The 25,980-nt window shown below is 42.0% G+C and carries 28 protein-coding genes and 1 rRNA gene; 18 read left to right on the top strand and 11 right to left on the bottom strand.

All coding sequences use genetic code 11. From position 1 onward, the window contains the following. Positions 1–25 precede the first annotated feature (25 nt). The 3 genes from tusA to fadB form a co-directional block, all read right to left on the bottom strand. Positions 26–265: a sulfurtransferase TusA gene (tusA, locus tag CWC02_RS09865; protein ID WP_055199314.1), complete on the bottom strand. Its 240-nt coding sequence runs from the start codon at positions 263–265 to the stop codon at positions 26–28. 153 nt (positions 266–418) lie between these two features. Then, a complete protein-coding gene (fadA, locus tag CWC02_RS09860) occupies positions 419–1,585 on the bottom strand; it encodes an acetyl-CoA C-acyltransferase FadA (RefSeq protein ID WP_054554784.1) in 1,167 nt (388 codons plus the stop codon). A gap of 5 nt (positions 1,586–1,590) precedes the next feature. After that, entirely contained in the window at positions 1,591–3,750 is a 2,160-nt protein-coding gene (gene fadB, locus CWC02_RS09855; protein WP_138617981.1) for a fatty acid oxidation complex subunit alpha FadB, read from the bottom strand. Positions 3,751–3,945: 195 nt separating this feature from the next. On the opposite strand from fadB, the gene CWC02_RS09850 reads away from it, so the two are divergent. The 9 genes from CWC02_RS09850 (at position 3,946) to CWC02_RS09810 (ending at position 11,782) form a co-directional block, all read left to right on the top strand. Beyond that, positions 3,946–5,832: a transglycosylase SLT domain-containing protein gene (locus CWC02_RS09850; RefSeq protein WP_138617979.1), complete on the top strand. Its 1,887-nt coding sequence runs from the start codon at positions 3,946–3,948 to the stop codon at positions 5,830–5,832. A gap of 93 nt (positions 5,833–5,925) precedes the next feature. Then, on the top strand, positions 5,926–7,248 hold the full coding sequence (gene pepQ, locus CWC02_RS09845) for a Xaa-Pro dipeptidase (RefSeq protein WP_054554781.1): 1,323 nt from the start codon (positions 5,926–5,928) through the stop codon (positions 7,246–7,248). A 57-nt stretch (positions 7,249–7,305) separates the two neighbouring features. Next, positions 7,306–7,923: a YigZ family protein gene (locus tag CWC02_RS09840; RefSeq protein WP_138602067.1), complete on the top strand. Its 618-nt coding sequence runs from the start codon at positions 7,306–7,308 to the stop codon at positions 7,921–7,923. Between the two features lie 95 nt (positions 7,924–8,018). Beyond that, a complete protein-coding gene (locus tag CWC02_RS09835; RefSeq protein WP_054554779.1) occupies positions 8,019–9,470 on the top strand; it encodes a TrkH family potassium uptake protein in 1,452 nt (483 codons plus the stop codon). Between the two features lie 36 nt (positions 9,471–9,506). Then, on the top strand, positions 9,507–10,163 hold the full coding sequence (locus CWC02_RS09830) for a flagellar brake domain-containing protein (protein WP_249364092.1): 657 nt from the start codon (positions 9,507–9,509) through the stop codon (positions 10,161–10,163). A gap of 468 nt (positions 10,164–10,631) precedes the next feature. Then, on the top strand, positions 10,632–10,841 hold the full coding sequence (locus CWC02_RS09825; protein ID WP_054554777.1) for an EF-hand domain-containing protein: 210 nt from the start codon (positions 10,632–10,634) through the stop codon (positions 10,839–10,841). A 67-nt stretch (positions 10,842–10,908) separates the two neighbouring features. Then, complete coding sequence (locus tag CWC02_RS09820) at positions 10,909–11,121, top strand: EF-hand domain-containing protein (protein WP_054554776.1); 213 nt, start codon at positions 10,909–10,911, stop codon at positions 11,119–11,121. 140 nt (positions 11,122–11,261) lie between these two features. Beyond that, entirely contained in the window at positions 11,262–11,477 is a 216-nt protein-coding gene (locus CWC02_RS09815) for an EF-hand domain-containing protein (protein WP_054554775.1), read from the top strand. Positions 11,478–11,563: 86 nt separating this feature from the next. Beyond that, on the top strand, positions 11,564–11,782 hold the full coding sequence (locus CWC02_RS09810) for an EF-hand domain-containing protein (RefSeq protein WP_054554774.1): 219 nt from the start codon (positions 11,564–11,566) through the stop codon (positions 11,780–11,782). A gap of 84 nt (positions 11,783–11,866) precedes the next feature. On the opposite strand, the gene trkA is transcribed toward CWC02_RS09810, so the two are convergent. The 4 genes from trkA to def are packed head-to-tail and all read right to left on the bottom strand — an operon-like array spanning position 11,867 to position 16,018. Next, positions 11,867–13,243: a Trk system potassium transporter TrkA gene (gene trkA, locus CWC02_RS09805; RefSeq protein ID WP_054554773.1), complete on the bottom strand. Its 1,377-nt coding sequence runs from the start codon at positions 13,241–13,243 to the stop codon at positions 11,867–11,869. A 12-nt stretch (positions 13,244–13,255) separates the two neighbouring features. Next, on the bottom strand, positions 13,256–14,542 hold the full coding sequence (gene rsmB, locus CWC02_RS09800; RefSeq protein ID WP_054554772.1) for a 16S rRNA (cytosine(967)-C(5))-methyltransferase RsmB: 1,287 nt from the start codon (positions 14,540–14,542) through the stop codon (positions 13,256–13,258). Further along, positions 14,535–15,488 carry a methionyl-tRNA formyltransferase gene (fmt, locus tag CWC02_RS09795; RefSeq protein WP_054554771.1) on the bottom strand — a complete coding sequence of 318 codons (954 nt, stop codon included), beginning with the start codon at positions 15,486–15,488 and terminating at the stop codon, positions 14,535–14,537. The genes rsmB and fmt overlap by 8 nt, the downstream gene beginning before the upstream one ends. A 20-nt stretch (positions 15,489–15,508) precedes the next feature. Further along, complete coding sequence (gene def, locus CWC02_RS09790) at positions 15,509–16,018, bottom strand: peptide deformylase (RefSeq protein WP_054554770.1); 510 nt, start codon at positions 16,016–16,018, stop codon at positions 15,509–15,511. A gap of 118 nt (positions 16,019–16,136) precedes the next feature. Here def and CWC02_RS09785 point away from each other — a divergent pair, with 118 nt between their 5' ends. From CWC02_RS09785 to hemF, 6 genes are all read left to right on the top strand, one after another. After that, the gene (locus tag CWC02_RS09785) at positions 16,137–17,255 is read left to right on the top strand and encodes a LysM peptidoglycan-binding domain-containing protein (protein ID WP_054554769.1); all 1,119 of its coding nucleotides are present in this window, start codon (positions 16,137–16,139) and stop codon (positions 17,253–17,255) included. Positions 17,256–17,285: 30 nt separating this feature from the next. Further along, on the top strand, positions 17,286–18,383 hold the full coding sequence (gene dprA, locus CWC02_RS09780; RefSeq protein WP_138617975.1) for a DNA-processing protein DprA: 1,098 nt from the start codon (positions 17,286–17,288) through the stop codon (positions 18,381–18,383). Continuing rightward, the gene (locus CWC02_RS09775; RefSeq protein WP_054554767.1) at positions 18,376–18,849 is read left to right on the top strand and encodes a DUF494 family protein; all 474 of its coding nucleotides are present in this window, start codon (positions 18,376–18,378) and stop codon (positions 18,847–18,849) included. Before dprA ends, CWC02_RS09775 begins: the two co-directional genes overlap by 8 nt. 71 nt (positions 18,850–18,920) lie before the next feature. Further along, positions 18,921–19,490, top strand: coding sequence for a DNA topoisomerase family protein (locus tag CWC02_RS09770; protein ID WP_138617973.1), 570 nt, complete (start codon positions 18,921–18,923; stop codon positions 19,488–19,490). Positions 19,491–19,524: 34 nt separating this feature from the next. Then, positions 19,525–20,091 carry an L-threonylcarbamoyladenylate synthase type 1 TsaC gene (tsaC, locus tag CWC02_RS09765; RefSeq protein WP_138617971.1) on the top strand — a complete coding sequence of 189 codons (567 nt, stop codon included), beginning with the start codon at positions 19,525–19,527 and terminating at the stop codon, positions 20,089–20,091. Positions 20,092–20,093: 2 nt separating this feature from the next. Then, positions 20,094–21,044, top strand: coding sequence for an oxygen-dependent coproporphyrinogen oxidase (gene hemF / locus CWC02_RS09760; RefSeq protein ID WP_138617969.1), 951 nt, complete (start codon positions 20,094–20,096; stop codon positions 21,042–21,044). Here the strand turns inward: hemF and CWC02_RS09755 are convergent. The 3 genes from CWC02_RS09755 to CWC02_RS09745 all read right to left on the bottom strand — a co-directional run bounded on the left by CWC02_RS09755 (position 21,041) and on the right by CWC02_RS09745 (position 23,668). Continuing rightward, positions 21,041–21,493: a hypothetical protein gene (locus tag CWC02_RS09755; RefSeq protein WP_138617967.1), complete on the bottom strand. Its 453-nt coding sequence runs from the start codon at positions 21,491–21,493 to the stop codon at positions 21,041–21,043. The genes hemF and CWC02_RS09755 overlap by 4 nt on opposite strands. A gap of 66 nt (positions 21,494–21,559) precedes the next feature. Next, positions 21,560–23,155 carry a methyl-accepting chemotaxis protein gene (locus CWC02_RS09750; protein ID WP_138617965.1) on the bottom strand — a complete coding sequence of 532 codons (1,596 nt, stop codon included), beginning with the start codon at positions 23,153–23,155 and terminating at the stop codon, positions 21,560–21,562. 81 nt (positions 23,156–23,236) lie between these two features. Continuing rightward, the gene (locus tag CWC02_RS09745; protein ID WP_138617963.1) at positions 23,237–23,668 is read right to left on the bottom strand and encodes a group II truncated hemoglobin; all 432 of its coding nucleotides are present in this window, start codon (positions 23,666–23,668) and stop codon (positions 23,237–23,239) included. Between the two features lie 41 nt (positions 23,669–23,709). Here CWC02_RS09745 and aroE point away from each other — a divergent pair, with 41 nt between their 5' ends. Together aroE and CWC02_RS09735 are read left to right on the top strand one after the other, a co-directional pair. Then, complete coding sequence (gene aroE / locus CWC02_RS09740; protein ID WP_138617961.1) at positions 23,710–24,534, top strand: shikimate dehydrogenase; 825 nt, start codon at positions 23,710–23,712, stop codon at positions 24,532–24,534. After that, a complete protein-coding gene (locus CWC02_RS09735) occupies positions 24,531–24,785 on the top strand; it encodes a DUF1488 family protein (RefSeq protein WP_054554756.1) in 255 nt (84 codons plus the stop codon). Before aroE ends, CWC02_RS09735 begins: the two co-directional genes overlap by 4 nt. On the opposite strand, the gene CWC02_RS09730 is transcribed toward CWC02_RS09735, so the two are convergent. After that, positions 24,782–25,315, bottom strand: a complete 534-nt coding sequence (locus tag CWC02_RS09730; RefSeq protein ID WP_138617959.1) for a gamma carbonic anhydrase family protein — start codon at positions 25,313–25,315, stop codon at positions 24,782–24,784. The two genes, CWC02_RS09735 and CWC02_RS09730, sit on opposite strands and share 4 nt — an antisense overlap. A gap of 571 nt (positions 25,316–25,886) precedes the next feature. On the opposite strand from CWC02_RS09730, the gene CWC02_RS09725 reads away from it, so the two are divergent. Beyond that, positions 25,887–25,980: ribosomal RNA gene (locus CWC02_RS09725) — 16S ribosomal RNA — on the top strand; the annotation flags it as partial.

The following is a 25,980-nucleotide window of genomic DNA, read 5'->3' as shown; positions in this document are numbered from 1 at the left end:
CTAGCAACTAGCAACTAGCAAATCGTTACAACCCTTTCTTCACTAAGTATCTATACGGTGCTTCTTTTACATCTTTAGCCACAAGAGTGTGATCCATAAATGTACAAAAGCTTGGGATATCGCGGGTGGTTGATGGGTCGTCGGCGATGATAAGTAATGTTTCCCCATCTTTCATTTTTCGTACTGCGCCACGCACCATCATGACAGGTTCTGGACAACGTAGGCCAAGTGCATCTAATTGGTGATCGGGATTATCAAAACTCATGGCTGACCTTTTGGATGAAAGAGACTATTAATAAGCGGATATTTTAACTTTCTATTGCTGCCAGTTTCAATAAGTGAAAGCAAAGCAAATAAAAAAGGCGCACTGAGCAAGTCAGTGCGCCTTTTTATCACCAAGATGTTTGATGCGAGCTTGTTATTCTACGCGCTCAAATACAGTTGCAATACCTTGGCCTAAACCAATACACATAGTTGCTAGGCCGTATTTAGCGTTCTTGTCTTCCATTAGGTGAACAAGCGTTGTGCTAATACGTGAACCAGAACAACCAAGTGGGTGACCAAGTGCAATTGCACCACCATTTAGGTTAACTTTTTCATCTACCACATCCATCAGACCTAGGTCTTTTAATACTGGTAGAGATTGTGCTGCGAAGGCTTCGTTAAGCTCTGCAACATCGATATCGTCAATAGTGATACCTGCTTGTTGAAGTGCTTTTTGCGATGCAGGAACAGGGCCGTAACCCATGATTGATGGATCGCAACCTGCAACAGCCATTGATTTAATACGCGCACGAATTGGTAAACCAAGTTCTTTTGCTTTCTCTTCGCTCATTACAAGCATTGCTGATGCGCCGTCAGAAAGTGCAGAAGAAGTACCTGCGGTTACGCTACCTGATGCTGGATTGAATACAGGGCGAAGTTGCGATAAACCTTCAACAGTTGTCTCAGGACGGATTACTTCATCGTCTTCAACTAAGATTAAAGAACCATCTGCATCGTGACCTTCCATTGGCAGGATTTCACGACGGAAACGACCTTCAACAGTTGCCGCGTGTGCACGTTGGTGTGAACGGTAAGCAAATTCGTCTTGTTGCTCGCGGCTAATGCCGTGTAGCGTAGCAAGGTATTCTGCAGTTAAACCCATTACGCCAGCAGCTTGTGCTACAGACGTTGATAAACCTGGGTGAAAATCATTACCGTGAGTCATAGGTACGTGACCCATGTGCTCAACACCACCAATGATGTAGGTATCACCAGCGCCAGTCATAATAGCGCGTGCTGCATCGTGTAATGCTTGCATTGATGAACCACATAAACGGTTAACTGTGACAGCTGGTACTGAGTGAGGGATACCGGCTAGTAGTGCTGCGTTACGAGCAATGTTAAAACCTTGCTCTAAAGTTTGTTGTACACAGCCCCAGTAAATATCATCAATTGATGCTGGATCAACGGCTGGGTTACGGTCTAACAAACCTTTCATTAAGTGAGCACTTAAATCTTCCGCACGCTTGTTTTTGAATACGCCGTTCTTTGAACGACCCATTGGTGTGCGGATACAATCTACGATTACTGGATTATTCATGTTTCTTATCCTTCCACCTTATAGAATACACGGCCTTCTTCGGCCCACTTGCGAGTTTCATCTGATACTTGGTAAATCGCACCTAAGTGAGCGTATTTGTCTGCTGTTGCAACAAAGTTCGCTAAACCAGTTTGATCTAAGTAACGGAATGCACCGCCTCTAAATGGAGGGAAACCAATGCCGTAAATTAGCGCCATGTCAGCTTCTTGTGGTGACGCTACGATACCTTCTTGTAAACAAAGTAGTACTTCGTTGATCATCGGGATCATACAACGGTCAATGATTTCTTGTTTATCGAAATCTTTAGGTGCATCAGTAATAGCACTCAGTAACTCAGTTGCTGTAGCATCTTTTGCTTTTTTCAGGCGACCACGACGGTCTGGCGCGTATTGGTAGAAACCAGCACCATTTTTCTGACCAAAGCGTTTTTCGTTTGCAAATACAGTAACAGGGTCTTTATCTTGGCGAGCCATACGCTCAGGGAAACCGTCAGCCATTACACCAGTACAGTGATAAGCTGTATCGATACCTACAACATCAAGAAGATAGGCAGGACCCATTGGCCAACCAAATACATTTTCCATCACTTTATCAACTTTAGTGAAGTCAGCACCTTCAACAACAAGTTTGCTGAAACCTGCAAAGTAAGGGAATAGTACGCGGTTTACAAAGAAACCAGGGCAGTCGTTTACAACGATTGGTGATTTACCAAGTTTTAATGCGTAATCAACAACGGCATTAATTGTTGCTTCTGATGTTTTTTCACCACGAATGATTTCTACTAATGGCATTTTTGGCACTGGGTTAAAGAAGTGCATACCACAGAAGTTTTCTGGTTTTTCAAGTGCCGATGCTAACTCGTCAATACGAATTGTTGAGGTATTTGAAGTTAGGATAGTGCCCGCTGGTAAGTCTTTTTCAAGGCCCGCAAGAACAGCTTGCTTCACTTTAGGGTTTTCAACCACAGCTTCAACAACGATGTCTGCGCTTTGTAAGTCTGCATCGTTTAGCGTTGGCTTGATCTTGCCTAAGGTAGCAACCATCTTATCCATCGCCATATGGCCACGTTGTACTTTTTTGCCAAGTAGCTTAGATGCTTCACCCATACCTAAATCAAGTGCATCTTGGTTGATGTCTTTCATGATAATAGGTGTGCCTTTATAAGCAGACTGGTATGCAATACCACCGCCCATAATACCAGCACCTAATACAGCAGCTTGTTTGATCTCAAGCTCACTGTGTTTAGCTTGCTTCTTCGCTTTACCTTTAATGTATTGGTCAGCTAAGAAAATACCTGTTTGCGCAGCAGCTTCGCTTGTTGCTGCTAATTTAGCAAAGTTAGCGTTTTCAATCGCCATTGCTTCAGCGCGTTCACAGTTTGCCGCAGCTTTGATTGTTTTTACAGCCATAACAGGTGCTGGGTAGTGACCTTTTGTCTGACCCATTACCATGCCTTCCGCCATCGCAAAGCTCATACCTTGCTCAACACGGTTTATTTTCAGTGGCTGTAATTTTACTTGTCGTTTTGCTTGCCAATCTAGCTTGCCAGCAATTGCTTGCTCAAGTGTTGCAATACTTGACTCTAAAAGTTTGTCAGCACTAACTACTGCGTCAAATGCACCTACCTTTAGGGCATCAGCGGCGCGGTTTTCTTTACCTGTAGTGATCCATGTCATCGCATTATCAGCGCCAATAAGGCGTGGAAGGCGAACTGTACCACCAAAACCAGGCATAATACCTAGTTTAACTTCAGGTAGGCCAATTTTAGCATCAGTACTACCAACGCGATAATCGGTAGCAAGTGCCCACTCACATCCACCACCAAGCGCCATGCCGTTTACAGCACTTAACGTTGGGAAAGGTAAATCTTCAATAGCGTCAAAAACGTCAGTTGCATTTTTGATCCATGCAACAAGTTCTTCTTGAGGTTTAGTGAATGTAGGTAAAAATTCGAAAATGTCGGCGCCGATAATGAAATGATCTTTATCGCTGGTGAACACCATGCCTTTGATATCTGAGTTTGTTGCCAATTCTTTTAATGCTAAAGCGCAATCTTGCAAGGTTTGCTGCGAAAGTTTATTTACTGAGCCGTCTGCACAGAACTTAAACTCGGCGATGTTGTCCTTGATGAAAGCAACTTCAAATGAATCGCTTTTATATAACATTATTATTCTCCCTAGTTTATTAACTAAGACTGGTACGATGAGTTTGCATTTCAATCAGTGTGCTTGCTTTAAAATGAAAATGCAACGAAAAATTTACTACGCTTTATCGCGATTGGTTAAAATATAGCTGGTTTGGTGCTAAGGTGTAGCAGAAGTTTTTTGTTATTAATTCTTTAATTTTTGTTAAAGGTCATCATGAAAAAACAACTCTTTGGTTGGACAGCTGCCGCATTACTTTTTCCTTTTTTTGCAGCTGAAGCCAACGATAAACATGACGCTTTTTTAAAAGCAGAAAAAAAGGCGCGTTACGGTGATTATCAAGATATGAAAGAGGCGGCAAATGGGCTTGATCACCCGTTGAAACCTTATGTCGAAAAGGCTTATTGGCAACGGAATCCAAGCCTTAAACACCAGACCGAAATCGAGGACTACCTCAATGTTTACCAAAACACGCCATTAGAGTGGCCTGTGCGTAAGGCATGGCTTAATTATTTAAAAAAGTATAATAAAAAAGCGGCTTATATTCGTAACTACCGCGAAACAAGCAATAACGAATTAACTTGTCCTTATTTAAGTTTTCAATTGGACTTAGGTGCCCCTGAAAAAGCCATCATGAACCAAGTAACAGATTTATGGGTGGTAGGAAAATCTCAGCCAAAAGAATGTGATGAGTTGTTCTCACTTTGGAAGAATAAAGGCTACCAAACCGAAGAGCGAGTTTGGCAGCGTATTAGCTTAGCAGCCGAAGGAGGCTCATCGAGTTTAATTCCATATTTAAAAACATTATTGCCTCGTGCTGATCAATATTTAGCTGATTTATATTTAACTGTACGCAAAGACCCAAGTGCTTCGGCGGGTCTTTATCGTTATAAGAAAAAGTCTGCTAAAGAAGGGCAAATCGCGATTTATGGTGTGAAGCGCTTAGTATGGCGAGATAAAGACCTTGCATTACGTGCATGGGAAAAACTCGAAACCATGTTTAATTACACTGACGAGCAAAAAGCAGACGTTTACTACAGCTTTGCGTTATCGCTTGCCTCAAGCGGTCATCAACAAGCACGCTTTTGGTTAAATAAGGTGCCTAAAGAACGCCAAACTCAAAAGTTAATGCAATGGCAACTTGGTAATATGCTAGAGAGGCAAGATTGGTCTGGCATTGTGGCGTTTTTCACAGGTAAAGAAAACTTGAGCCTTGGTCAGCAATATTGGCTGGCGTATAGCTTAAATCAACGTGGTGAAGTCGAACGTGCTCGTGAGATTTGGCAAACAGTGGCTAAAGAGCGTGACTATTACGGCTTTTTAGCGTCTGCACGCTTAGGTGTTCCGGTTAGCTTAAATAATAAAGAAATTAATATAAGTAACAAGTTAAAGCTTGAGGTGGCCAATGCCCCTGGCTTTAAGCGCGCTCGCGCTTTGTATGAGCTTGAGCGTTTTACTTCTGCGCGTCGTGAATGGAATTATTTAACGGATACATCAACCAAAGAAGAAAAGCTCGCCGCGTCTTTGCTTGCTGCTGAACTTGATTGGTATGACAGTACCATTTACACCTTAGCGCAAATAAAAGAGTGGGACTATGTCGACTTACGTTTCCCATTTGCATTTAAGAATGTGTTTGCCACTTATAGTAGTCGTAGCCATATTGATGTCGCTTGGAGCATTGCAATTTCACGCCGTGAAAGCTCTTTTGCACCGGATGCGCGTTCTCATGCCAATGCCCATGGTTTAATGCAGTTGTTGCCAAGCACTGCTAAATATATGAATAAGAGCTCGGTATCACGAAAACAGTTATATCAGCCTCGTACTAATATTCGTCTTGGTAGTGAGTATTTGCAGTATTTGAAAAAGAAAAATCATGGCAACGAAATCCTAGCAACGGCTTCTTATAATGCGGGCTACCATCGTATTAAACGCTGGATCCCTGAGCAAGCTATGCCAGCAGAGCTGTGGATTGAGTTAATTCCTTATACAGAGACACGAAACTACGTTAAGAACGTGTTCGCTTACAGGCAGGTTTATCACACTCGATTAGGACGCGATGGCAATGTTCTAGCGCCAATCCTTGATATGTCGATGGGTGGTTAAACTCGATTTGCCACACTATTCTCCCTCAGTTGGGGGATAGTGCTGGCTATGATAGACTTCTAACAAGTTAAATTTACTAAAGATGGGTTTACTATGGATAAATTAGCGGTGCTATACGCCGAACATATTGCAACCTTGCAACAACGCACTCGTACAATTACAGAGCGTGAAGGTTTAGAAGGGTTAGTAATTCACTCAGGTCAGGCTAAACGTCAGTTTTTAGATGACATGTATTATCCGTTTAAGGTGAATCCGCAATTTAAAGCTTGGTTACCAGTGATCGACAACCCACATTGCTGGATTGTGGTTGATGGTGCATCTAAGCCGAAACTGATTTTTTATCGTCCAGTCGACTTTTGGCATAAAGTGCCTGACGAACCACGTGATTTTTGGGCTGAGTATTTTGATATTGAATTATTAGTACAGCCAGATCAGGTAGAAAAACTGCTTCCTTATGATAAAGCTAAATATGCTTATATCGGTGAATATTTAGAAGTAGCGCAAGCACTGGGCTTTAGCATTATGAATCCAGAGCCAGTGATGAACTACTTGCATTTTCATCGTGCTTATAAAACACAATACGAGCTTGAGTGTTTACGACAAGCTAACCGTATCGCAGTAGATGGCCATAAAGCAGCACGTGATACGTTTTTTGCTGGTGGTTCAGAGTTTGATATTCAGCAAGCTTACCTCATGGCTACCCGCCAGAGTGAAAACGAAATGCCTTACGGTAATATCGTTGCACTAAATGAGAACTGTGCAATTTTACATTACACGCATTTTGAACCTAAAGCGCCGCAAACGCATCATTCTTTCCTTATTGACGCTGGTGCAAACTTTAATGGTTATGCTGCTGATATCACACGTACTTATGACTTTAAAAAGTCAGGTGAATTTAGCGACTTAATTAAAGTAATGACTGAGCATCAAATCGCTTTAGGTAAAGCATTAAAGCCAGGTCTATTATACGGTGAATTGCATTTAGATTGTCACCAGCGTGTAGCGCAAGTACTAAGCGACTTTAATATTGTGAAATTACCAGCCGCTGAAATTGTGGAACGTGGTATTACGTCGACGTTCTTCCCGCATGGTCTTGGTCACCACCTTGGTTTACAAGTTCACGATATGGGTGGCTTTATGGCTGATGATACAGGTGCGCACCAAGCACCACCTGAAGGTCATCCTTTCCTACGTTGCACTCGCTTAATCGAAAAGAACCAAGTATTTACTATTGAACCTGGTTTATACTTTATCGACTCGTTATTAGGTGACCTTGCGCAAACTGACAACAAACAGTTTATTAACTGGGAAAAAGTTGAAGCGCTTAAGCCATTTGGCGGTATCCGTATTGAAGATAATATTATTGTTCATGAAGATAGCCTAGAAAACATGACGCGTGATCTACACTTAGATTAACGATAAAGGTTCGTGAATATCGGGGCCAATAGGCCCCATTTTTTTAGATAAGCGATTATGTCTGAATACCAATATCCGGCTGAGCCGGTTTTTTACCAAGAAGAAATCAAAAAAAGCACCTTTATTGTGCATATTGCCCACACTCCTGATCTTGCGGCAGCAAAAGCCTTTATTAAAGAAATTCAAGATAAATACAGCGATGCTCGTCATAATTGCTGGGCACATGTTGCGGGTAACCCCGGTGGCAGTCATGTGTATGGTTTTTCTGATGATGGTGAACCCAATGGCACAGCAGGTAAACCAATGCTTAATGTATTAACAGGTTCTGGTATTGGTGAAATTACAGCGGTGGTAACCCGTTATTTCGGGGGCATCAAGCTTGGTACAGGTGGGCTAGTTCGCGCTTACGGCGGTAGTTTAAATAATGCCATGCGCGAGCTTAAAACCATTACCAAGGTACCGAGTGTTGAGCTGGTTGGCCAAAGTGATTACAGCGTACAAGGTGCAATCGAGCAGTTATTAAAAAATCAGTATCAGGTGCTTAATATCGAAAAACAATTTGCAGAGAACATCACTTGGCAAATTGAAATCGATAGCCGTCAGGCAGAGCAAGCGATTGCTGATATCCATGAATTGACTCATGGCGAAGTTAGCCTAAAAGTCAGAAAAGTTTGAAATGTAAAAATAATACATTCCGTTTACTTACAATTAAGCCTGTAAGACAATAAACTGTATTAGCTAAACATTTAATAAGAAAGCGATACGCCTAGATGCAATTTCGTACCATAATAAAAATTCTCGGCCAGCTGGTGGCGTTATTTAGTATCACTATGGTGCCACCGGCACTGGTGTCTTTGATCTACAAAGACGGTGGTGGTGTGCCATTCGTTCTCGCTTTTATCTTTAGTGTTGTAATTGGTTTAGCGGCTTATTATCCAAACCGTCATGAACATGGTGATCTTAAAGCCCGTGAAGGCTTCTTGATTGTGGTCTTGTTCTGGTTAGTACTAGGTACCTTCGCTGCGGTGCCTTTAGTGTTCTTACAAGAACCTAACCTCTCCCTAGCTGACTCCGTATTTGAGGCCTTTTCTGGGCTGACAACGACAGGGGCTACCGTACTTACGGGCATAGAATACCTACCTAAATCAGTGCTCTTTTATCGCCAGCAACTGCAATGGCTAGGTGGTATGGGGATCATCGTACTAGCGGTCGCGGTACTGCCTATGCTAGGTGTCGGTGGTATGCAGCTATACCGTGCAGAAACACCTGGTCCGGTTAAAGACTCAAAAATGACACCGCGTATTGCCGATACTGCAAAGCACCTTTGGTATATCTATGTATCGCTGACGATTGCCTGTACGCTTGCATACTGGGCTGCAGGGATGGATTGGTTTGATGCAATATGTCATGCATTCTCTACGATTGCGATTGGCGGCTTCTCTACCTACGACGCATCAATGGGGCAGTTTGATAGCCCATTAATTAACTTTATCTGTGTCGTGTTTTTGCTGATTGCAGCCATTAACTTCTCGCTGCACTATGCAGCTGTATCGTCACGCAATATTCGTGTTTATTTACGCGACCCTGAATTCAAAGTGTTTTTATTGATTCAATTAGCCTTAGTTATTGTCTGCTTTACTGTGCTGTCATCAAATAATATTTATGCCGATGGTGATGAGACTCTCGACCAAGCCATGTTCCAAGCGGTTTCAATGAGTACAACCGCGGGCTTTGCGACTGATAACTTCTCAGCATGGCCGCTGTTCCTACCTATTTTACTTATCTTTTCAAGTTTTATTGGCGGCTGTGCCGGATCTACCGGTGGTGGTATGAAGGTCGTGCGGGTGTTCTTACTTTACCTACAAGGTATTCGTGAACTTAATCGTCTAGTGCACCCGAGGGCTATTTATTCAATTAAATTAGGCCGAAAAGCACTCCCAGATAAAGTTGTAGAAGCCGTTTGGGGCTTTTTCTCAGCCTATGCGTTAGTGTTCGTCATTATTATGTTGGCGCTGATGGGCACCGGTATGGATAACATCAGTGCATTCTCAGCAACCGCTGCTTGCTTAAATAACTTAGGCCCTGGTTTAGGTGAAGTCGCTGCTCATTACGGCGCGATTTCTGATACGGCAAAATGGCTACTTACTATTGCGATGGTATTTGGTCGTTTAGAAATATTTACTTTATTAGTGTTATTTACCCCAACGTTTTGGCGAGGGTAAACGGCGGATAACTCTCTAGGAATGGAGATCAAAAAAGTGCCAAAAACCCAAAAGCAATTAAATTTAGAAAAGTTAACCTGTATTCCTGCTGGTAGCTTAGTTGATGTGGAAATTATCACACCAACAAATAGTAAGCGTGTGAAAACAGAGTTTATTGGCTTGATGAATGAGCAATACATCATCTTAAATTACCCTTCCTCAAAGCGATTGGCGAACGGCAGTGATTTCATCAAAGACGGTGTGATGGTGATTATACGGGCTGTGCTCGAAGCGGGCGGTGGTCAAGTAATTGCTTTTCGCCAGCAAATAAGCGCCTTATCATCGCACCCTTATCGCTTAATCTTTCTTGACTTCCCTCAGCAAGTGCAGCTTTATAGTTTGCGTAGTGAAGCGCGTATTCCTACGTTATTCCCTGCAAACTTAGTCATTGCAGAGCAAAAACTGGCAGGGCTTATTAAAGATATTTCTGTGACAGGTGTGCAGTTTGATATTAATAGCAAGGAGGACTTAAGCGCTTTTAAAGGACAAAGCTGCCAAATCACCCTAAGTAAACGTGAGTTTAGTGGCAAGGTATGCAGCGTACGCAAGCGAGCGGGTGGCTTTATGTTCGGTGTACAGCTTGATAGCAGTGAAGATGAAATGAAAGCGTTTATGAAAGAGCACTTAATTGACCTTTCAGTGTTGGATAGTTAATGCCAATTCGCCATTTTGCAACAAAATGGCTATTTTCCTCAATTTAACCCTACAGATATTAAAATTATTTTATAAATAAATTTAAATAACCAATTAAATCAATGTATTACTAATTAAATTAATTTCGATTTTTTTCTTTAAGTTTTGTTGTTCAGATAGTATTTATTTTCCAATCCCTAACTTTTCTGTTTTCTAATCCGAATTAATCGCTATTGTCTCCATTTTAATCTTTGTAACTTATTGATTTTAAAGGTGACAAAAAACCAACCACCGAGCTTGTTGCAAAACAGCAACAAATAAATCGCGTTATTTCCCCCTAATTCTCGGTGTTTTAATTTAATGCACTGATTTTATTGTTCTTTTTAACTTTGGCATCGAAGTTGAAATAGTCTTAGCGAACACAGAGAAAAACTGATTCAGGAACATATCCTTTATCACAGTTGAGACAACATTGAAGGAATAGTGATTATGAAAACGTTACACAAAACTTTAGCACTTGTAGCTCTTGCAACTTCATCTGCAGCATTTGCCGCTGACTTTGACACATTAGATGTTAATGGTGATGGCGCAATCAGCAAAAGCGAAGCATCTGTAAGCGAAGCATTAATGAGCCAATTTAAAGAGCTTGATACAGACGGCAACGGTGAGCTGTCAAAACAAGAGTACTCAAAAGCTTAATTTCATTGTAAGGACGCACTGAAAAGGATTTCTAACTCAAGACAACACATTTTGAAGGAATGACATTATGAACACAGTAAATAAAACACTAGCACTTATGGCACTTGTATCTTCATCTGCAGCATTTGCGATGAGTGACTTCGATACCTTAGATGTTGATGGCAATGGTGTTATCAGCCAAAGCGAAGCATCGGTAGATGCTGAGCTTATGAGCAAATTCAGTGAACTAGACACTGACGGTAACGGTGAGTTATCGAAACAAGAATTTTCAAAAGCTTAATGTGATTAAGCAAAACCAGTTTATTTAGCTGATTAGTTCTGAGCTGCCAAAGACAGCCTAAATGGATAAGGGAATCCATGACAAAGGACAACACTGGAAGTGTGATCAGCTAATACTCTTAATATTGAAGGAATATGATTATGAAAACAGTAAACAAAACATTAGCTTTAATCGCACTTGCATCATCATCAGCAGCTTTTGCTGCATCTGACTTTGACACTCTAGACGTTGACGGTAATGGCGTGGTTAGCAAAAGTGAAGCAGCCGTTGACGCAAAAATTATGTCGCAGTTTAAAACACTAGATGTGAATGGCGACGGCGTTCTTACTGAAGCTGAGTTCTCTGAAGCCGAATAACTGAATTAGTACGTAGTTATACCAGTTTCCACTAAGCAAGGATCTCAGAAACGGATTTCACTCTTTTAAAATTTAAGGTAGTTATTATGAAACAGTTAAGCACAACAATCGCAATTTTAGCACTAGCAACATCATCAGCAGCCTTTGCACAAGGCGTAAGCTTTGCAACGTTCGATACCGACGGTGATGGTGTGATCAGCAAAGAAGAAGCATCTGCAAATATGCAGCTTGAAAAGTTATTTCCAGAGCTAGATAGCGATGGTAATGGCGAACTTTCAAAAGAAGAGTTTGCTCAAATTCAGTAGAATCTTTTAGAAAAGTTAGGTACTTTCACTTCAAGAGTCGTAAAGCAGCTGTCATGGCTGCTTTTTTCGTTTATAAGCGTTCGTTTACAAGAAGATAGCACTTACTTGGAATAGCTTTTCAACAACTGTAATGTGCTTTTTATCAATCAAGAACATGATAACGTGGTCGCCAGACTGAATAACGGTATCGTCATGGGCAATCAGCACATCATCGTTACGTACAATTGCACCAATGGTAGTTCCAGCTGGTAGCTTAATCTCAGCAATTGCTCGGCCAACAACTTTAGATGTATGCTCATCACCATGAGCGACAGCTTCAATAGCTTCTGCTGCGCCTTTACGTAACGAATAAACATTAACAATGTCACCACGGCGAACGTGTGTTAGTAGTGCTGAAATAGTGGCTTGCTGAGGCGAAATAGCAATATCAATCTCACCACCTTGTACTAAGTCTACATAAGCGCCACGCTGAATAAGCACCATGGTTTTTTGTGCGCCCATACGCTTTGCCAGCATCGCAGACATAATGTTTGCTTCATCATCATTGGTAACAGCAATGAAAACATCTACTTGTTCAATATGTTCTTCAGATAACAGTTCTTGATCAGAGGCATCGCCACAAAATACGACGGTGTTATCAAGCATTTCAGAAAGCTGTGCTGCACGCTCTTTATTGCGCTCAAGCAGCTTAACGCTGTGGTTTTTCTCAAGTGAACGCGCAAGGCCCGCACCGATATTACCACCACCGGCGATCATGATCTTTTTGTATGAACGTTCGAGCTTTTGAAGTTCATTCATGACTGCGCGAATATGCTTTGTTGCAGCGATAAAGAACACTTCATCGTCCGCTTCGATAACGGTTGTGCCAAGTGGTTTAATCGCTTTACCTTGACGATAAATAGCCGCTACCCGGGTTTCGACATTCGGGATGTGCTCTTTCAAGGCTGAAAGTGCATAACCCACCAGCAAACCACCGTAATAGGCTTTCACCGCAACCAGCGATAACATGCCATCGGCAAATTGTAATACCTGTAAAGCACCCGGATAGTCGATTAAGCGACGAATATACTTAGTTACCAGCGCTTCAGGAGCAATGTAGTGATCAACAGGTAAGTCGTCATTATGAAATAGCTTTTCACGGTACTTTAAGTATTGCTCTGAGCGAATACGAGCAATTTTGGTTGGTGTGTTAAAAATACTATAAGCAACTTGGCAAGCAACCATGTTCACTTCATCTGAACTGGTTACGGCAATAATCATATCGGCGTCTTCTGCGCCTGCGCGACGCAATACATCGGGATGCGCACTGTGACCGGTAACACCTTGTAAGTCGTACTTATCTTGTAGCTCTCGCAAACGGTTACCGTCGATATCGACAACGGTGATCTCATTTTGCTCACCTACGAGGTTTTCTGCCAATGTGCCACCAACTTGTCCGGCACCGAGTATGATTATTTTCATAGCTTGTTCTTATTAGTGTTTTTTAACTAGCTTTGCGTAATAGAAACCGTCACTTTCACCAGGCAGTAATTGCAGACCAGGTAAAGTAGGGGTGTCGTTTTCATGCAAAGGTATGTGTTCAGCACTTTGATTATTGGCAAGGAATTTAGCAACTTGTTGTTGGTTCTCTTGCGGTAATACAGAGCAGGTCGCATAAACTAACGTACCACCAGGCTTAAGTAGAGGCCAAATGCTATTTAGGATATCGCCTTGTAAGTTAGCTAGATCTTCAATATCAGATGCACGACGTAACCACTTAATATCAGGGTGACGACGGATCACGCCAGTTGCTGAACAAGGCACATCAAGCAAAATACGGTCGAATTGCTGTTCATCCCACCAGATATGGGGTTGTGAAGCATCGGCACATTGTAGATCGGCAGCCAAGCCAATACGCACTAAGTTTTGTTTAACACGTTCTAGACGCTCGCTGTCGCTATCTAGTGCTAATACGTCAGCGTCGGCAAGTTCTAGGATATGGCACGTTTTACCACCTGGCGCTGCACACGCATCTAAAATGACATCATCATTTTGTGGATCTAAAAAGCGTGCTGCTAATTGTGCCGCTGCATCTTGAACTGAGCAGGCACCGGTATCAAACTCTGGTAATGCGTATACATCACACGGTTTAGCTAGTTTAATACCATCAGGAAAATCAGCATTAAGGGTATGCTCAATATCATTTGCTTTAAGCATCTCGCTGTATTCTTGGGTGCTGTACTGCGCTTGGTTTACACGTAACCACATAGGTGCTTGCAACTGATTCGCTTCAAGAATTTCTTGCCAGTTATCAGGATAAGCTGCAGTAACTTGTTTGATAAACCAACCTGGGTGGTTAAATTTGCAAACAGGAATTTGCTTTGCTTTTTCTTCAAGCTCAGCTTGCTCACGTTGGAAACTGCGTAAAATCGCGTTAATCAGACCTTTTAAACCCAGTGCGCGCATTTGCTGAAGCGCATTAACCGTTTCGCTGATTGCTGCATGAGGCGGTACACGCATATGTTGAAGTTGGTAAATACCCACATACAACAAGAACTGGAAAATACGGCGCTTACCTTTTAGTGGTTGATCTAAAAGTTGCTGGCAATAATTTTCTAGGCTAGGTAAATAGCGCAGCACACCGTAGCAAATTTGTTGTAGTAAGGCTTTATCTTTCGGCGATAAACCCTGGCTTGCAAAAGGTAGCTCTTGATTAAGCGACGCACCTTTATCGACCACGTTGTAAAGGGTTTCAGCAGCAAGTGCTCTTACATTACTCATTGCTTTGACCTAATACTGAGCCAGGCTCGACCCAATCACTGCGACCATTTAAAAAGTCAGTAACAGCCATTGGTTTTTTACCTTGCGGTTGAAGAAGGGTGATTTTAAGTGCATCTTGCCCACAGCCAACAGTAATACCTTGCTTATCAGCAGCAATGATTTTACCGGCTTGTGCAGTTTGCGATACAACTTCGGCTTGCCAAATTTTTACTGTTTGTCCTGCCATTTCGGTAAAACAAACAGGCCATGGATTAAAAGCGCGGATATTACGCTCAATTTGCGCAGCATCCATTGACCAATCAATATTGGCTTCGTCTTTTGATAACTTTTTAGCGTAATTAGCTTGTGCATCATCTTGCTTTTCTGGAGTGATTTCACCTGCAGCAAGACGGTTGATTGTACTGATCAGTGCATCAGGACCGAGTGCAGCTAGCTTATCGTATAAAGAGCTACTGGTTTCTGTGCTATCAATTGGGCAACGGCTGATATGCAGCATGTCGCCTGTATCTAAGCCTTCATCCATTTGCATTATTGTTACACCAGTTTCATTGTCACCAGCCCAAATAGCACGTTGGATCGGTGCAGCACCACGCCAGCGCGGTAAAATAGAGCCATGCACGTTTAAGCAGCCTAAGCGCGGTGCATCTAAAATCGCTTTTGGTAACAGTAAGCCGTACGCCACTACAATCATAATATCGGCGTTCAGGCTGGTAAGCTCTGCAAGTGCTTCATCTGATTTGAGTGATTGCGGTTGAAATACAGGTAAATCATGAGCAAGTGCCAGCTCTTTAACTTCACTGGCTTTTAGCTTTTTACCTCGGCCCGCTGGGCGATCAGGTTGGCTATATACACCAACAATGTCGTGCTCTGAGTCAATCAGTGCTTGTAAGTGGCGCGCAGCGAAATCCGGCGTACCAGCAAAAATAATGCGTAATGGTTGTGTCACAGATATTCCTATTGATTAACTTATGATTTAGCAGCCAGCTTAGCTTCTTTCTCAAGCTTTTTACGGATACGTTGGCGCTTTAAAGGCGATAGATAATCAATAAATAGGGTGCCTTTAAGGTGGTCAAGCTCATGCTGAATACAAATTGCTAATAGCTCGTCAGCGTCAAGGCTGAATTCTTCACCGTTTTCATTAAGCGCTTTAACAGTAACTGTTTCTGCGCGGTCAACTTTTGCGTATGAGTAAGGAACAGATAAACAGCCTTCTTCACTCACAGTTGAACCATCTTTTTTGGTGATTTCTGGGTTGATTAACACTAACGGTTGGTCGCGCTCTTCAGATACATCGATCACCACAATGCGCTGGTGGATATCTACTTGCGTTGCTGCTAAGCCGATACCGTTTTCGTCATACATAGTTTCAAGCATGTCTTTGACGATTTGACGAACTTCATCGTTTACTTCTGGCACTTCTTTCGCGATTGTACGTAAACGCTCATCCGGAAATCTTAAAACTTCTAACCTAGCCATAGTTACCTTTTACACTTGTGATTCATTTAGGGTATTGTATGCTCTTATTTTAGCCATTCGTGTTCACCTTTAACAGGTTTTGGTTGATAATAATCGAAAAACAACACAAGGAAGCCAAATGAGATACCCACTAGTTGCGGCTTTGCTAGCCTTTAGCAGTGCTTTTCCTGCAATTGCTGATGTGTTAACAATAAAAAAAGATGCGCCAAAACAATACGTTGTAAAAAAGGGCGACACACTTTGGGATATTTCTGGTGTGTATTTAGATGAGCCTTGGCAATGGCCTGACTTATGGCAAATGAATCCACAAATTGCGAATCCACATTTAATATACCCGGGTGATGCGCTCACTTTAATTTACGATAAAGACGGAAATCCTCGTTTAGTTAAAAATGCGCGTTATAAAAAACTCTCTCCAGAAGGGCGAATCACTCCAAAAGGCAAAAATGCAGTGCCTACCTTACCATTGGAATTATTACGCCCATATTTAAGCTATGAGCAAGCGATTAGTGCCGAAATTATTGCTGATAAACCCTATATTTTAGGCGCTAGTGTTAATACTAAAATGAACACCTTGGGGCATACACTCTATGTTAAAGGTGACCTGCATTTAAATGAAGCGTATGGGGTTTATCGAAAAGGAAATGACCTTGTTGATCCAAAGACCAATGAAGTATTGGCGAATAAAGCTGAGCTTGTGGCGATTGTTCGCTCATTTAGAAGCGGTGATGTAGCAAATGGCGTTCCTGCCTCAGTTAAGGTTGAGCTAGTAAAACAAGAAATTAAGCCGCATGACTTTTTAATGCCAGCAATGGAAGGGCAGATGTTGCCTGCCTATTTCACAATGAAACGTCCAGACACGGCTTTAGATGGCACGATAATCGCGTCAGCTAATGAAATGCGTGAATTTAGTACCATGGATATTGTTGTACTAAACTTAGGCTCGGACCAAGTGAAACCGGGTTTCGTCCTCGATATTCAACGTCAATCACCAGAAGTGTATGACGGCCGCAATGGTCCTCGCTACCGCGAAGACTCTAACAGCCTTGAGAAATTCATGACTGACGCAAATGAGCTGTTCGGTATCGAAAGTGACGAAGACAGTAGTGTATGGCATATGCCAAAGGAAAAAGTCGGTGAACTAATGGTGTTTAAGGTATATGACAACGTTAGCTACGCATTGATTGTGAAAAATCAGCACCCGATCCGAGTTGGAGATTATGCAGTTATAAACTAACTCACAATTTGGGCGCTCTAAGGAGGGAGCATGGCACAGGTTTCAGGCAAGCTATCCCATTGGCTTGCCTTTTATTTATGTAAAGGGCTTGGGATAAAAAGCCTTATTGCATTAAGTCAAAAGCAGCCACTGGATGAGCTATTTAAGTTATCTAGTTTAGAGCTTCAGCAGCTGGGCTTATCACAAAGCCAAGCCGATAACTTAGTTAATACCGACTGGCAATTAGTCGCCCACTATCAAGAGCAGATATCAACGCTTAAAATCAAAGTGATCAGTTATTTTGATAGCAACTATCCGCCCTTACTCAAACAAATAGCCAGTGCACCTATCTTATTATTTTGTTTAGGTAACACTGAGCTATTACGGTCACCACAAATAGCAATTGTCGGTAGCCGTAATGCCACACCAACAGGGCTTGAAATAGCCGCTGAATTTGCTCATCAATTATCATCTGTTGGCATGACGGTGACATCTGGTATGGCTTTGGGCATTGATGGCGCAGCCCATAAAGGTGCATTAGCAGGAACAGGAAACACCATTGCTGTACTTGGTACGGGTATCGATATTGCCTATCCCAAACGCCATAGTTTGCTCATTAAACAAGTTGCAGAGCGGGGCTTATTGGTTTCTGAGTTCTTACCAGGCACTGCTGCTAATGCCGCTAATTTTCCGCGCCGAAACCGTATTATCTCTGGATTATCATTAGGTGTGTTGATTGTAGAAGCGCAGATTAAAAGTGGCTCTTTGGTTACTGTACGCTATGCACTTGAGCAGAATAAAGAAGTGTTTGCCGTGCCGGGTTCGATAAAAGGCCCACTTTCAGAGGCGAGTCATTTTTTAATTAAGCAAGGCGCTAAATTGACAGAAAATATTAGTGATATTCTTGATGAAGTGAGCTTTTTCTGTGAAAACAGTCTATATAGTATAGAACAGCCCATAGCAGATGAACCCGACTGCCCAGTGTTCAAAAGTATAGGGTGTGAGGTAACAAGTGTTGACCAAATAACACAGCGCAGCCAATTACCTGTAGACGAAGTACAAGCTCGGTTACTCGACCTAGAGCTCGCAGATAAAATCGAACGAGTACTAGATGGTTATATAAGACTGGGAGGACATAAACATGTTTGACATCCTCATGTATCTTTTTGAAAACTATATCCATAGTGAAGCTGAAATCTTTACTGAAGAGAACGAACTTACCGATGAGTTAGTTCGTGCTGGCTTCAACAAACCTGAAATCTACAAAGCCCTTGATTGGCTAGAGCAACTCGCAGACTTACAACAAAGCGATATCTACCCGTACCTTAATGCCCAACCACAACATGCTATGCGTATTTACACAGATAGTGAATGCCAAATGTTAAGTGTTGAGTGTCGCGGCTTTTTAATGTTTATTGAGCAAATTGGTGTGATTAACACCGTAACCCGCGAAATGGTGATAGATAGGCTTTGCGCTTTAGATAAACCATTTATTTCTTTGGAAGATCTAAAGTGGGTAGTGCTGATGGTGTTATTTAATGTACCTGGATCAGAGCAAGCTTACGCACAAATGGAAGACTTAATATTTGACGAACCAACCGATGTATTACATTAATTCGACTTTGCTTGTATCTTTGTTGAGTTTGGGTATATTAGGCGAAAATTAGCCAACCCCACAGGAATCTTATGAGTAAAATCGACCATTCTCTTTTTTCTGCAGATAAACATGCACTCGAAAAAGAGTATGAGGTTTGCCCTAAATGCGGTTCTGAATTGGTTATGCGCAACTCAAAGTCAGGGCCATTTTTAGGCTGTGCCAGTTACCCTAAATGTGACTACATCCGCCCATTAGCTCATCACGATAGCCAACAAATAAAAGTACTCGAAGACAGTGCCTGCCCAGAATGTGGCAAGCCATTGGTAATTAAAAATGGCCGCTACGGCATGTTTATTGGGTGTACGGGCTATCCCGAGTGCCACTATATTGCACATGATGAAGAGCCTGACGGTGCCCCTCAATTACCTGCTTGCCCAAAATGCAAAAAAGGCCAGCTGGTTGCGCGTAGTAATAAGTTTGGCAAAACCTTTTATTCTTGTGATGGCTATCCGCGCTGTAAATATACGCTTAATCATAAACCTGTGGCGACCGAGTGTCCTGCCTGTCAGTGGCCAATTATGACCGAAAAGAAAACTGCCTCAGGTGTTGTGTTACAATGCCCGCAGAAGTCGTGTATGCATAAGTTAGTCGAATCTTAATGCACTTGTAATTTGTTTATTTAGGAGAGTTTCTTTGTCTGATCCTGTTGCACAACCAGCCAATGCAATTGACGCTTTGCAGCAAGGCGGTGTGATTGTTTACCCAACCGAAGCTGTTTTTGGTCTTGGTTGCGATCCTGATAACCAATCTGCGGTTGAAAAGCTTTTAGCCATCAAACAACGCCCTGTAGAAAAAGGCTTAATTTTAATTGCTGACAATTATGGCCAGTTATTAAAGTATGTAGATGATGCCAAAATCCCCATGGATAAACGTGCTGATATCTTTTCACAATGGCCAGGTGCTATCACTTGGGTGATGCCGGCAGCAAAAGAAACGCCAAAGTGGTTAACGGGTCAATTTGATACTATTGCTGTGCGTGTAACTGATCACCCAACAGTAAAAGCCCTGTGTCAGCAATTTGGTAAGCCGTTAGTTTCAACAAGTGCAAACTTAACCGGTCAAGAAACGGTAATGACTATCGCACAAGCGAAAAGCGAATTTGCTGACACGGTAGATTTTTATGTTGATGAGCCGTTAGGTGGCAACAGCCAACCAAGTGTGATCAAAGACGCTGCGACCGGCAAAGTATTTAGAGGATAAACATGCAAAGCGAGCTACTCGAACAAGTTAAAACCTATTTAATGGCCTTACAAGATACAATTTGTCAGGGTCTTGAGAGTGCCGATGGCAAAGCAAAATTTGTTGAAGATAATTGGCAACGTGCAGAAGGCGGCGGTGGTCGTACTCGTGTTATCCAAGGTGGTAATGTCATCGAACAGGGGGGGGTAAACTACTCGCATGTTTTTGGCGCGTCAATGCCAGCATCTGCAACAGCGCATCGTCCAGAGCTCGCAGGTCGTAGTTTTCATGCATGTGGTGTGTCATTAGTGATCCATCCTAATAATCCACATATTCCAACGAGTCACGCCAATGTGCGTTTCTTCATTGCCGAAAAAGAAGGTGAAGATCCAATTTGGTGGTTTGGCGGTGGTTTTGATTTAACACCTTATTACCCTGTATTTGAAGATGTACAACATTGGCATCAGGTGGCAAGCAATTTATGTCAGCCATTCGGTGCAACAGTTTACGACAAATATAAAAACTGGTGTGATGATTACTTTTATCTAAAACACCGTAGCGAAACACGTGGTGTTGGTGGCTTATTCTTTGATGATTTAAATGAGCTCGGCTTTGAACAAAGCTTTGCCTTTATGCAGGCGGTAGGAAATGGCTATTTAGATGCTTACCTTCCTATTATTGAGCGCCGTAAAAACACGCCGACAACCGAACAGCAACGCGATTTCCAACTGTATCGTCGTGGTCGTTATGTTGAATTTAATCTTGTTTGGGACCGCGGTACATTATTTGGCTTACAAACAGGCGGACGTACTGAGTCAATTTTGATGTCGATGCCACCATTAGCACGTTGGGAGTATAACTATGTACCTGCTGCAGATAGCCCAGAAGCTAAGCTGTATCAGTACTATTTACGTCCGCAAGATTGGTTAAACAGCAAAGAATCAGATTTAGTTGCACGTCAGTGGCAGCTTTAATCAAGTATTGAAACCACTCGAACCAACATTGCGTTGTCACCCTCTACGAGGGTGGCGACACTGTCACTGTTAGTCAGCTCTGCCAACACACTAAATAGCACTTCTGCTTTTAATATCTCTAACTTATCAGATGGTGTATCAATGGGGGCACTAACCTGTGTTAAGCATTGACTAATATCACAGGCATAGAAATCAAGTTTCACCTCAAAATATTCAGGGTGCTGAATAAGCTTATCAAAACCATCAACAATGCTTTGTTCATGTTTATCGCTCTGTGAGGTTTTATCTTGACTGATAAGAGATTGAGCAATCTGTTGAATATCATCCTGATAAATATATTGATCAATAGTGCTTAGTTGATCAGCAGTATCATTCACGCTGTGCTGATAGGTAAATAATAGCGCTGCAATAATCCCAATGCAGACTAAAAGAGTTGTTATAAATTTCATTTAAACATCCTTATTTACTATGAAATGTATATAACAACTCTAGCAGTTGCACGAAAAGTGCGCAATTTAGCTTAATTTGAAGCGTCTTACTTGTTCATCCAGTGACCGTGCTAACGACAACAGCTCTTCACTGACTTTTTGGTTTTCATGGGCATCAACCAATGAGTGCTCGGCATTGTCACTAATTGCTATAACGCTTTGGTTAATTTCTTCAGCTGCTAGATTTTGCTGTTCAGTGGCATCAGCGATTTGCACGTTAAGTTGATTTATTTCGCTCATCTGCGAAGAAATATCACGTAGAGCTTTTGCAACTTGCTTAACTTGAACTGCTCTTTCGTCGGCTTCTTCGCAAGAGTTATTCATGGTATTAACGGTTTGTGCTGCTTCAGCTTGTAGTTTATCGATAGTGCGGCGAATTTCGTCGGTTGAGTCATGGGTACGGGTTGCTAAAGTACGTACTTCATCGGCTACCACAGCAAAGCCTCGGCCAGCTTCACCAGCACGAGCTGCCTCAATCGCAGCATTAAGTGCAAGTAAGTTAGTTTGCTCGGCAATGCTACTGATCACCTCGAGTACTTTACCAACGTCTAACGTTTGCGTTTGTAGTTGACTTACTTGCTCAGCTGCCGCTCTAACATCTGCCGCAAGTTGATTAATACTTTGCTCAGTGTGCTCAGCAACATGTAAGCTTTGCTGCGCAAGTTGATTACTGTGCTCAGACTTCTCAGACGCAAAATGGGTGGTGTTTTTTACTTCGCTTGATGAGCTTTCTAATTCGTTGATGGCGGCAGCGACCGAATCTGTCCCTTGCTTTTGCTTTAAGATCGCTTGCTCGGTGGTATCCGCTGAGGCATAAATGCTTTCGGCTGAGTGGATCAATACCTTAGAAGAATGGGAGACTTGGGCAATATTATCTTTAAACGCGCCTATCATGTGATTAAAGCTGGTGGCGAGAGAGCTAAGCTCGTCATTATTACTGTCATTTACCGTGAGGCTTAAATCTTTATTGGTGGTTGCCAAGTGCATGGTGTGGCTAATGACTTTTAAGCGTTTGATGAATATTTTTCTAAACATCACGGCCAGTAGTGAAAATGCAGTAATGAAAATAGTCGTTAGTAGTAGCGTATTCGTTAAGGTGTTTTGCGATACTTCTTGCTCAATATCAGCCAACGAATAACTAATTTTTACTACACCTAACACATCGCCTTCTTGTGCTTGATGGCAGCCTAAGCAGTTTGTTCCTTTATAATCACTGCGAGCAAACATAGGCTTTAGATAAGTCATCGTACTTTTTTGATTATCAATAAATAGTGCTTCAGTGCCTGTCAGTGCTTTTCGTTCAGCATCGTTAGTCGCAACTTGGTTGGCATTTCCTGGCCCATAAATTTTATTAACGATTGGACTACGAATGATATGGGCGTCTGCAATATTAGGATGGCTTCTTAATTTAGTACTCAGAATTTCGCGATTAGCCATAGTGCCAGTTAGCATCATGGTGTTAATAGAATCAAAATAATTATCGGCAAGCAGTTTTATGTTACTTTCAACGGTATCTTGCGCTAATTCATGCTGTTGCTGAGCGCTGCTGAATATACTGGCAAATAATACCAATACGCCTGTTAGTGCTAACAAGGCATAAATTTTAAATTGGATAGACTTCATTCGACGACGCTTTTTCTAAATTAAGGAAAATTTATTATCTTTATTTAGAAAAAGCGTACATTGATATAGCGCAAAGCTTCGTTAGTTTTGATTGATCATATGGCTGGCGAGTTGCGATAACGATTGTCTTAACCCTTCGCGCAGGAGTGGGTTATCAATCTCGATATCAAGCGTTTTATTCATACAATGCATCCATTGGTCACGTAGGTCTTGATCAATAGGGAAAGGCATGTGACGCTTTCTTAGCATTGGGTGACCATATTTTTCAACGAATAGGTCAGGGCCGCCCAGCCAGCCCGTTAAAAATTCAAAGAAGACTTGGCGAATTCTATCTAAAGGCTGCGGATGCATATCATATAATGGTTTGGCGTATTCATCTGTGGCCATTATGTCGTAAAATCGATTTGCAATTGCTCGAGCTCCTGCTTCACCGCCAATAATTTCGTAAGGTGTTTTTTCTGGGGTAGGTGTTTCAGGCGTTGGTTTCGATTTAGAAAAAAGTCGTTTAATCATAATATTAATAAAGCTCTACAGGGCGAAGAGGTTGCTTCACTATGGACAAATACGCGGTTTTTGGAAATCCAATAAAACATTCGAAATCACCCGCAATACACGCACAATTTGCTGCATCATTAAACGAGCAAATACAATACAGCGCCATTTTAGCACCAACAGATGCATTTGAAAAAACTGTCGCTGAGTTTTTCGCTGCGGGTGGTAAAGGGGCTAATGTCACCTTGCCATTTAAAGAGCAAGCGTTTGCCATGGTCGATGAACTTACAGAGCAAGCGAAAATAGCCGGAGCAGTAAACACGATTAAACAACTCGAAGATGGTAGCCTGCTGGGGGATAACACCGATGGTGTAGGGCTTGTTAAAGATCTTTTAGCCAATAAAGTCACCTTAAAAAGGCAGCGAGTACTTCTTATTGGCGCTGGTGGTGCGGCGCGAGGCGTCATTCAGCCATTATTGAATGAGCAAATCGAAAGCTTAACAATAGCCAACCGTACCGCCGAAAAAGCAAAGGCGCTAGCGAGTCATTTTAATGGTGAAATTGATGTGCAGGGCTTTGCTTTGAATGATATCCCAGCAAACAACTATGATGTGGTGATTAATTCAACCTCAAGTAGCGTAACGGGAGAGCTGCCTGGTATAGCAAAAGAGTGCGTTGCTAAGTGTCAGTGCGCTTACGATATGTTTTACGCGAATGATGATACGACATTTACATGTTGGGTTAAGTCGATTAACCCAACATGTTTAACTCTCGATGGTTGTGGCATGCTTGTTGGTCAAGCGGCACAGGCTTATTTTGTATGGCGCAATAAAATGCCAGAAATCATCCCCGTTGTTAGCGCGCTTAAAGCAGGAGAAATTGCGTGAATCAAGCTATCCAATTTATAGACAGACTCGAATTTAAGCCTGAAGAAAAGCAGTTGGTGTTTTTTGCCCAAGTTAGTGGCTTTATGGTGGAGTGTGTTATTGATACCAGCAAGTATGATTTTGCAGATCAAAGCAGTGCAGTTAATTACTTTGAATCTTATCGTTTCGATTACGAAGAGCTCGCCGAGCAGCTGATCGAAGATGAGCAGTATAACTCGGCAGGACAAATCGAATTAACCGAGGTGTTTTAGCCCTCAGCTAAGTATTCATCTTTAAGCTGAACATAATTATCAGCAGAGATATTTAAAAAGGCGCGCTCTTGCTCTGTTAAAGGGCGAGCCTGTTTAACAGGGCTACCGACATAAAGGTAACCAGACTCTAAACGCTTGTTAGGTGGTACTAATGAACCACCACCAATGATCACATCATCTTCAACAATTGCGTTGTCCATCACAATTGCGCCCATCCCAACAAGTATACGATTACCAAGTTGGCAGCCGTGTAGCATAACTTTATGACCAACAGTGACATCATCACCAATAATAAGAGGGTAGCCATCGGGGTTTGACTTAGAGGCACGTGTTAAATGTAAAACACTGCCATCTTGAATGTTCGTACGTTCACCAATACGTATATAGTTAACATCACCTCGCGCAGCAACAAGAGGCCATACACTTGAATCTTTACCAAGCGTAATATCACCCACTAAAACCGATGACTCATCAATATAAACACTATTATCGTATGTCGGAGTGATCCCTTTATAAGAACGGATAGTCATAAATTCACCTTTTAATTTTAAAATGCGCTCAGTCTAGTGTAACAGCGAAGCAAATAAATACACCAAAACAGAGCTAAATTGACTGCTAAACAGCCAGTTTTAGGGTGTTTAGTTCAAAAGCTGAGCGAACAGTACGTTTTTTTAAATTTTATTGAAAAAAGTGCTTGCGTAAAAAATCCATCTCCCTATAATGCGACCCCACTGACACGGCGGGCAGCAACGAAAGACGCTGAACAACGTAGCAGAGAGTTAAGTGAAACTTCGGTTTCAAATAATCGAAAGAAAGTTTGAAATTAAGTGTTGACTCGAAAAATTAAGGATGTATTATACGCATCCCTAGCGACAACGTCGCAACGTTCTTTAACAATATAAAGCAATCATCTGTGTGGGCACTCGTGCAGATTGAGTTCTAACAGCAGATTCTAGTTCGCTAGATGACGCAAACAAATTTAGAGTCTCAAATGTAGCTGAGTGACTATATAGTCAATTCGATTTCTCTTTATTTATAGAGAGTAATCAAAATCAGAATTCATTGAGCATGGTTTGAAGTTTACTTCAAACAAAAAACTTTTAATTGAAGAGTTTGATCATGGCTCAGATTGAACGCTGGCGGCAGGCCTAACACATGCAAGTCGAGCGGTAACAGAGAGTAGCTTGCTACTATG

Origin of the sequence: Pseudoalteromonas sp. S2721, from assembly GCF_005887425.1 — a bacterium.
In the GTDB taxonomy this organism is placed as follows: domain Bacteria; phylum Pseudomonadota; class Gammaproteobacteria; order Enterobacterales; family Alteromonadaceae; genus Pseudoalteromonas; species Pseudoalteromonas simplex.
This window is presented reverse-complemented; position numbering and strand designations above follow the sequence as displayed.

What these genes read in the sequence shown, in the direction of transcription:
- tusA (WP_055199314.1), bottom strand. Translation starts at nt 265, where the DNA reads ATGAGTTTTGATAATCCCGATCACCAATTAGATGCACTTGGCCTACGT.
- fadA (WP_054554784.1), bottom strand. Translation starts at nt 1,585, where the DNA reads ATGAATAATCCAGTAATCGTAGATTGTATCCGCACACCAATGGGTCGT.
- fadB (WP_138617981.1), bottom strand. Translation starts at nt 3,750, where the DNA reads ATGTTATATAAAAGCGATTCATTTGAAGTTGCTTTCATCAAGGACAAC.
- CWC02_RS09850 (WP_138617979.1), top strand. Translation starts at nt 3,946, where the DNA reads ATGAAAAAACAACTCTTTGGTTGGACAGCTGCCGCATTACTTTTTCCT.
- pepQ (WP_054554781.1), top strand. Translation starts at nt 5,926, where the DNA reads ATGGATAAATTAGCGGTGCTATACGCCGAACATATTGCAACCTTGCAA.
- CWC02_RS09840 (WP_138602067.1), top strand. Translation starts at nt 7,306, where the DNA reads ATGTCTGAATACCAATATCCGGCTGAGCCGGTTTTTTACCAAGAAGAA.
- CWC02_RS09835 (WP_054554779.1), top strand. Translation starts at nt 8,019, where the DNA reads ATGCAATTTCGTACCATAATAAAAATTCTCGGCCAGCTGGTGGCGTTA.
- CWC02_RS09825 (WP_054554777.1), top strand. Translation starts at nt 10,632, where the DNA reads ATGAAAACGTTACACAAAACTTTAGCACTTGTAGCTCTTGCAACTTCA.
- CWC02_RS09820 (WP_054554776.1), top strand. Translation starts at nt 10,909, where the DNA reads ATGAACACAGTAAATAAAACACTAGCACTTATGGCACTTGTATCTTCA.
- CWC02_RS09815 (WP_054554775.1), top strand. Translation starts at nt 11,262, where the DNA reads ATGAAAACAGTAAACAAAACATTAGCTTTAATCGCACTTGCATCATCA.
- CWC02_RS09810 (WP_054554774.1), top strand. Translation starts at nt 11,564, where the DNA reads ATGAAACAGTTAAGCACAACAATCGCAATTTTAGCACTAGCAACATCA.
- trkA (WP_054554773.1), bottom strand. Translation starts at nt 13,243, where the DNA reads ATGAAAATAATCATACTCGGTGCCGGACAAGTTGGTGGCACATTGGCA.
- rsmB (WP_054554772.1), bottom strand. Translation starts at nt 14,542, where the DNA reads ATGAGTAATGTAAGAGCACTTGCTGCTGAAACCCTTTACAACGTGGTC.
- def (WP_054554770.1), bottom strand. Translation starts at nt 16,018, where the DNA reads ATGGCTAGGTTAGAAGTTTTAAGATTTCCGGATGAGCGTTTACGTACA.
- CWC02_RS09785 (WP_054554769.1), top strand. Translation starts at nt 16,137, where the DNA reads ATGAGATACCCACTAGTTGCGGCTTTGCTAGCCTTTAGCAGTGCTTTT.
- dprA (WP_138617975.1), top strand. Translation starts at nt 17,286, where the DNA reads ATGGCACAGGTTTCAGGCAAGCTATCCCATTGGCTTGCCTTTTATTTA.
- CWC02_RS09775 (WP_054554767.1), top strand. Translation starts at nt 18,376, where the DNA reads ATGTTTGACATCCTCATGTATCTTTTTGAAAACTATATCCATAGTGAA.
- CWC02_RS09770 (WP_138617973.1), top strand. Translation starts at nt 18,921, where the DNA reads ATGAGTAAAATCGACCATTCTCTTTTTTCTGCAGATAAACATGCACTC.
- hemF (WP_138617969.1), top strand. Translation starts at nt 20,094, where the DNA reads ATGCAAAGCGAGCTACTCGAACAAGTTAAAACCTATTTAATGGCCTTA.
- CWC02_RS09755 (WP_138617967.1), bottom strand. Translation starts at nt 21,493, where the DNA reads ATGAAATTTATAACAACTCTTTTAGTCTGCATTGGGATTATTGCAGCG.
- CWC02_RS09750 (WP_138617965.1), bottom strand. Translation starts at nt 23,155, where the DNA reads ATGAAGTCTATCCAATTTAAAATTTATGCCTTGTTAGCACTAACAGGC.
- CWC02_RS09745 (WP_138617963.1), bottom strand. Translation starts at nt 23,668, where the DNA reads ATGATTAAACGACTTTTTTCTAAATCGAAACCAACGCCTGAAACACCT.
- aroE (WP_138617961.1), top strand. Translation starts at nt 23,710, where the DNA reads ATGGACAAATACGCGGTTTTTGGAAATCCAATAAAACATTCGAAATCA.
- CWC02_RS09730 (WP_138617959.1), bottom strand. Translation starts at nt 25,315, where the DNA reads ATGACTATCCGTTCTTATAAAGGGATCACTCCGACATACGATAATAGT.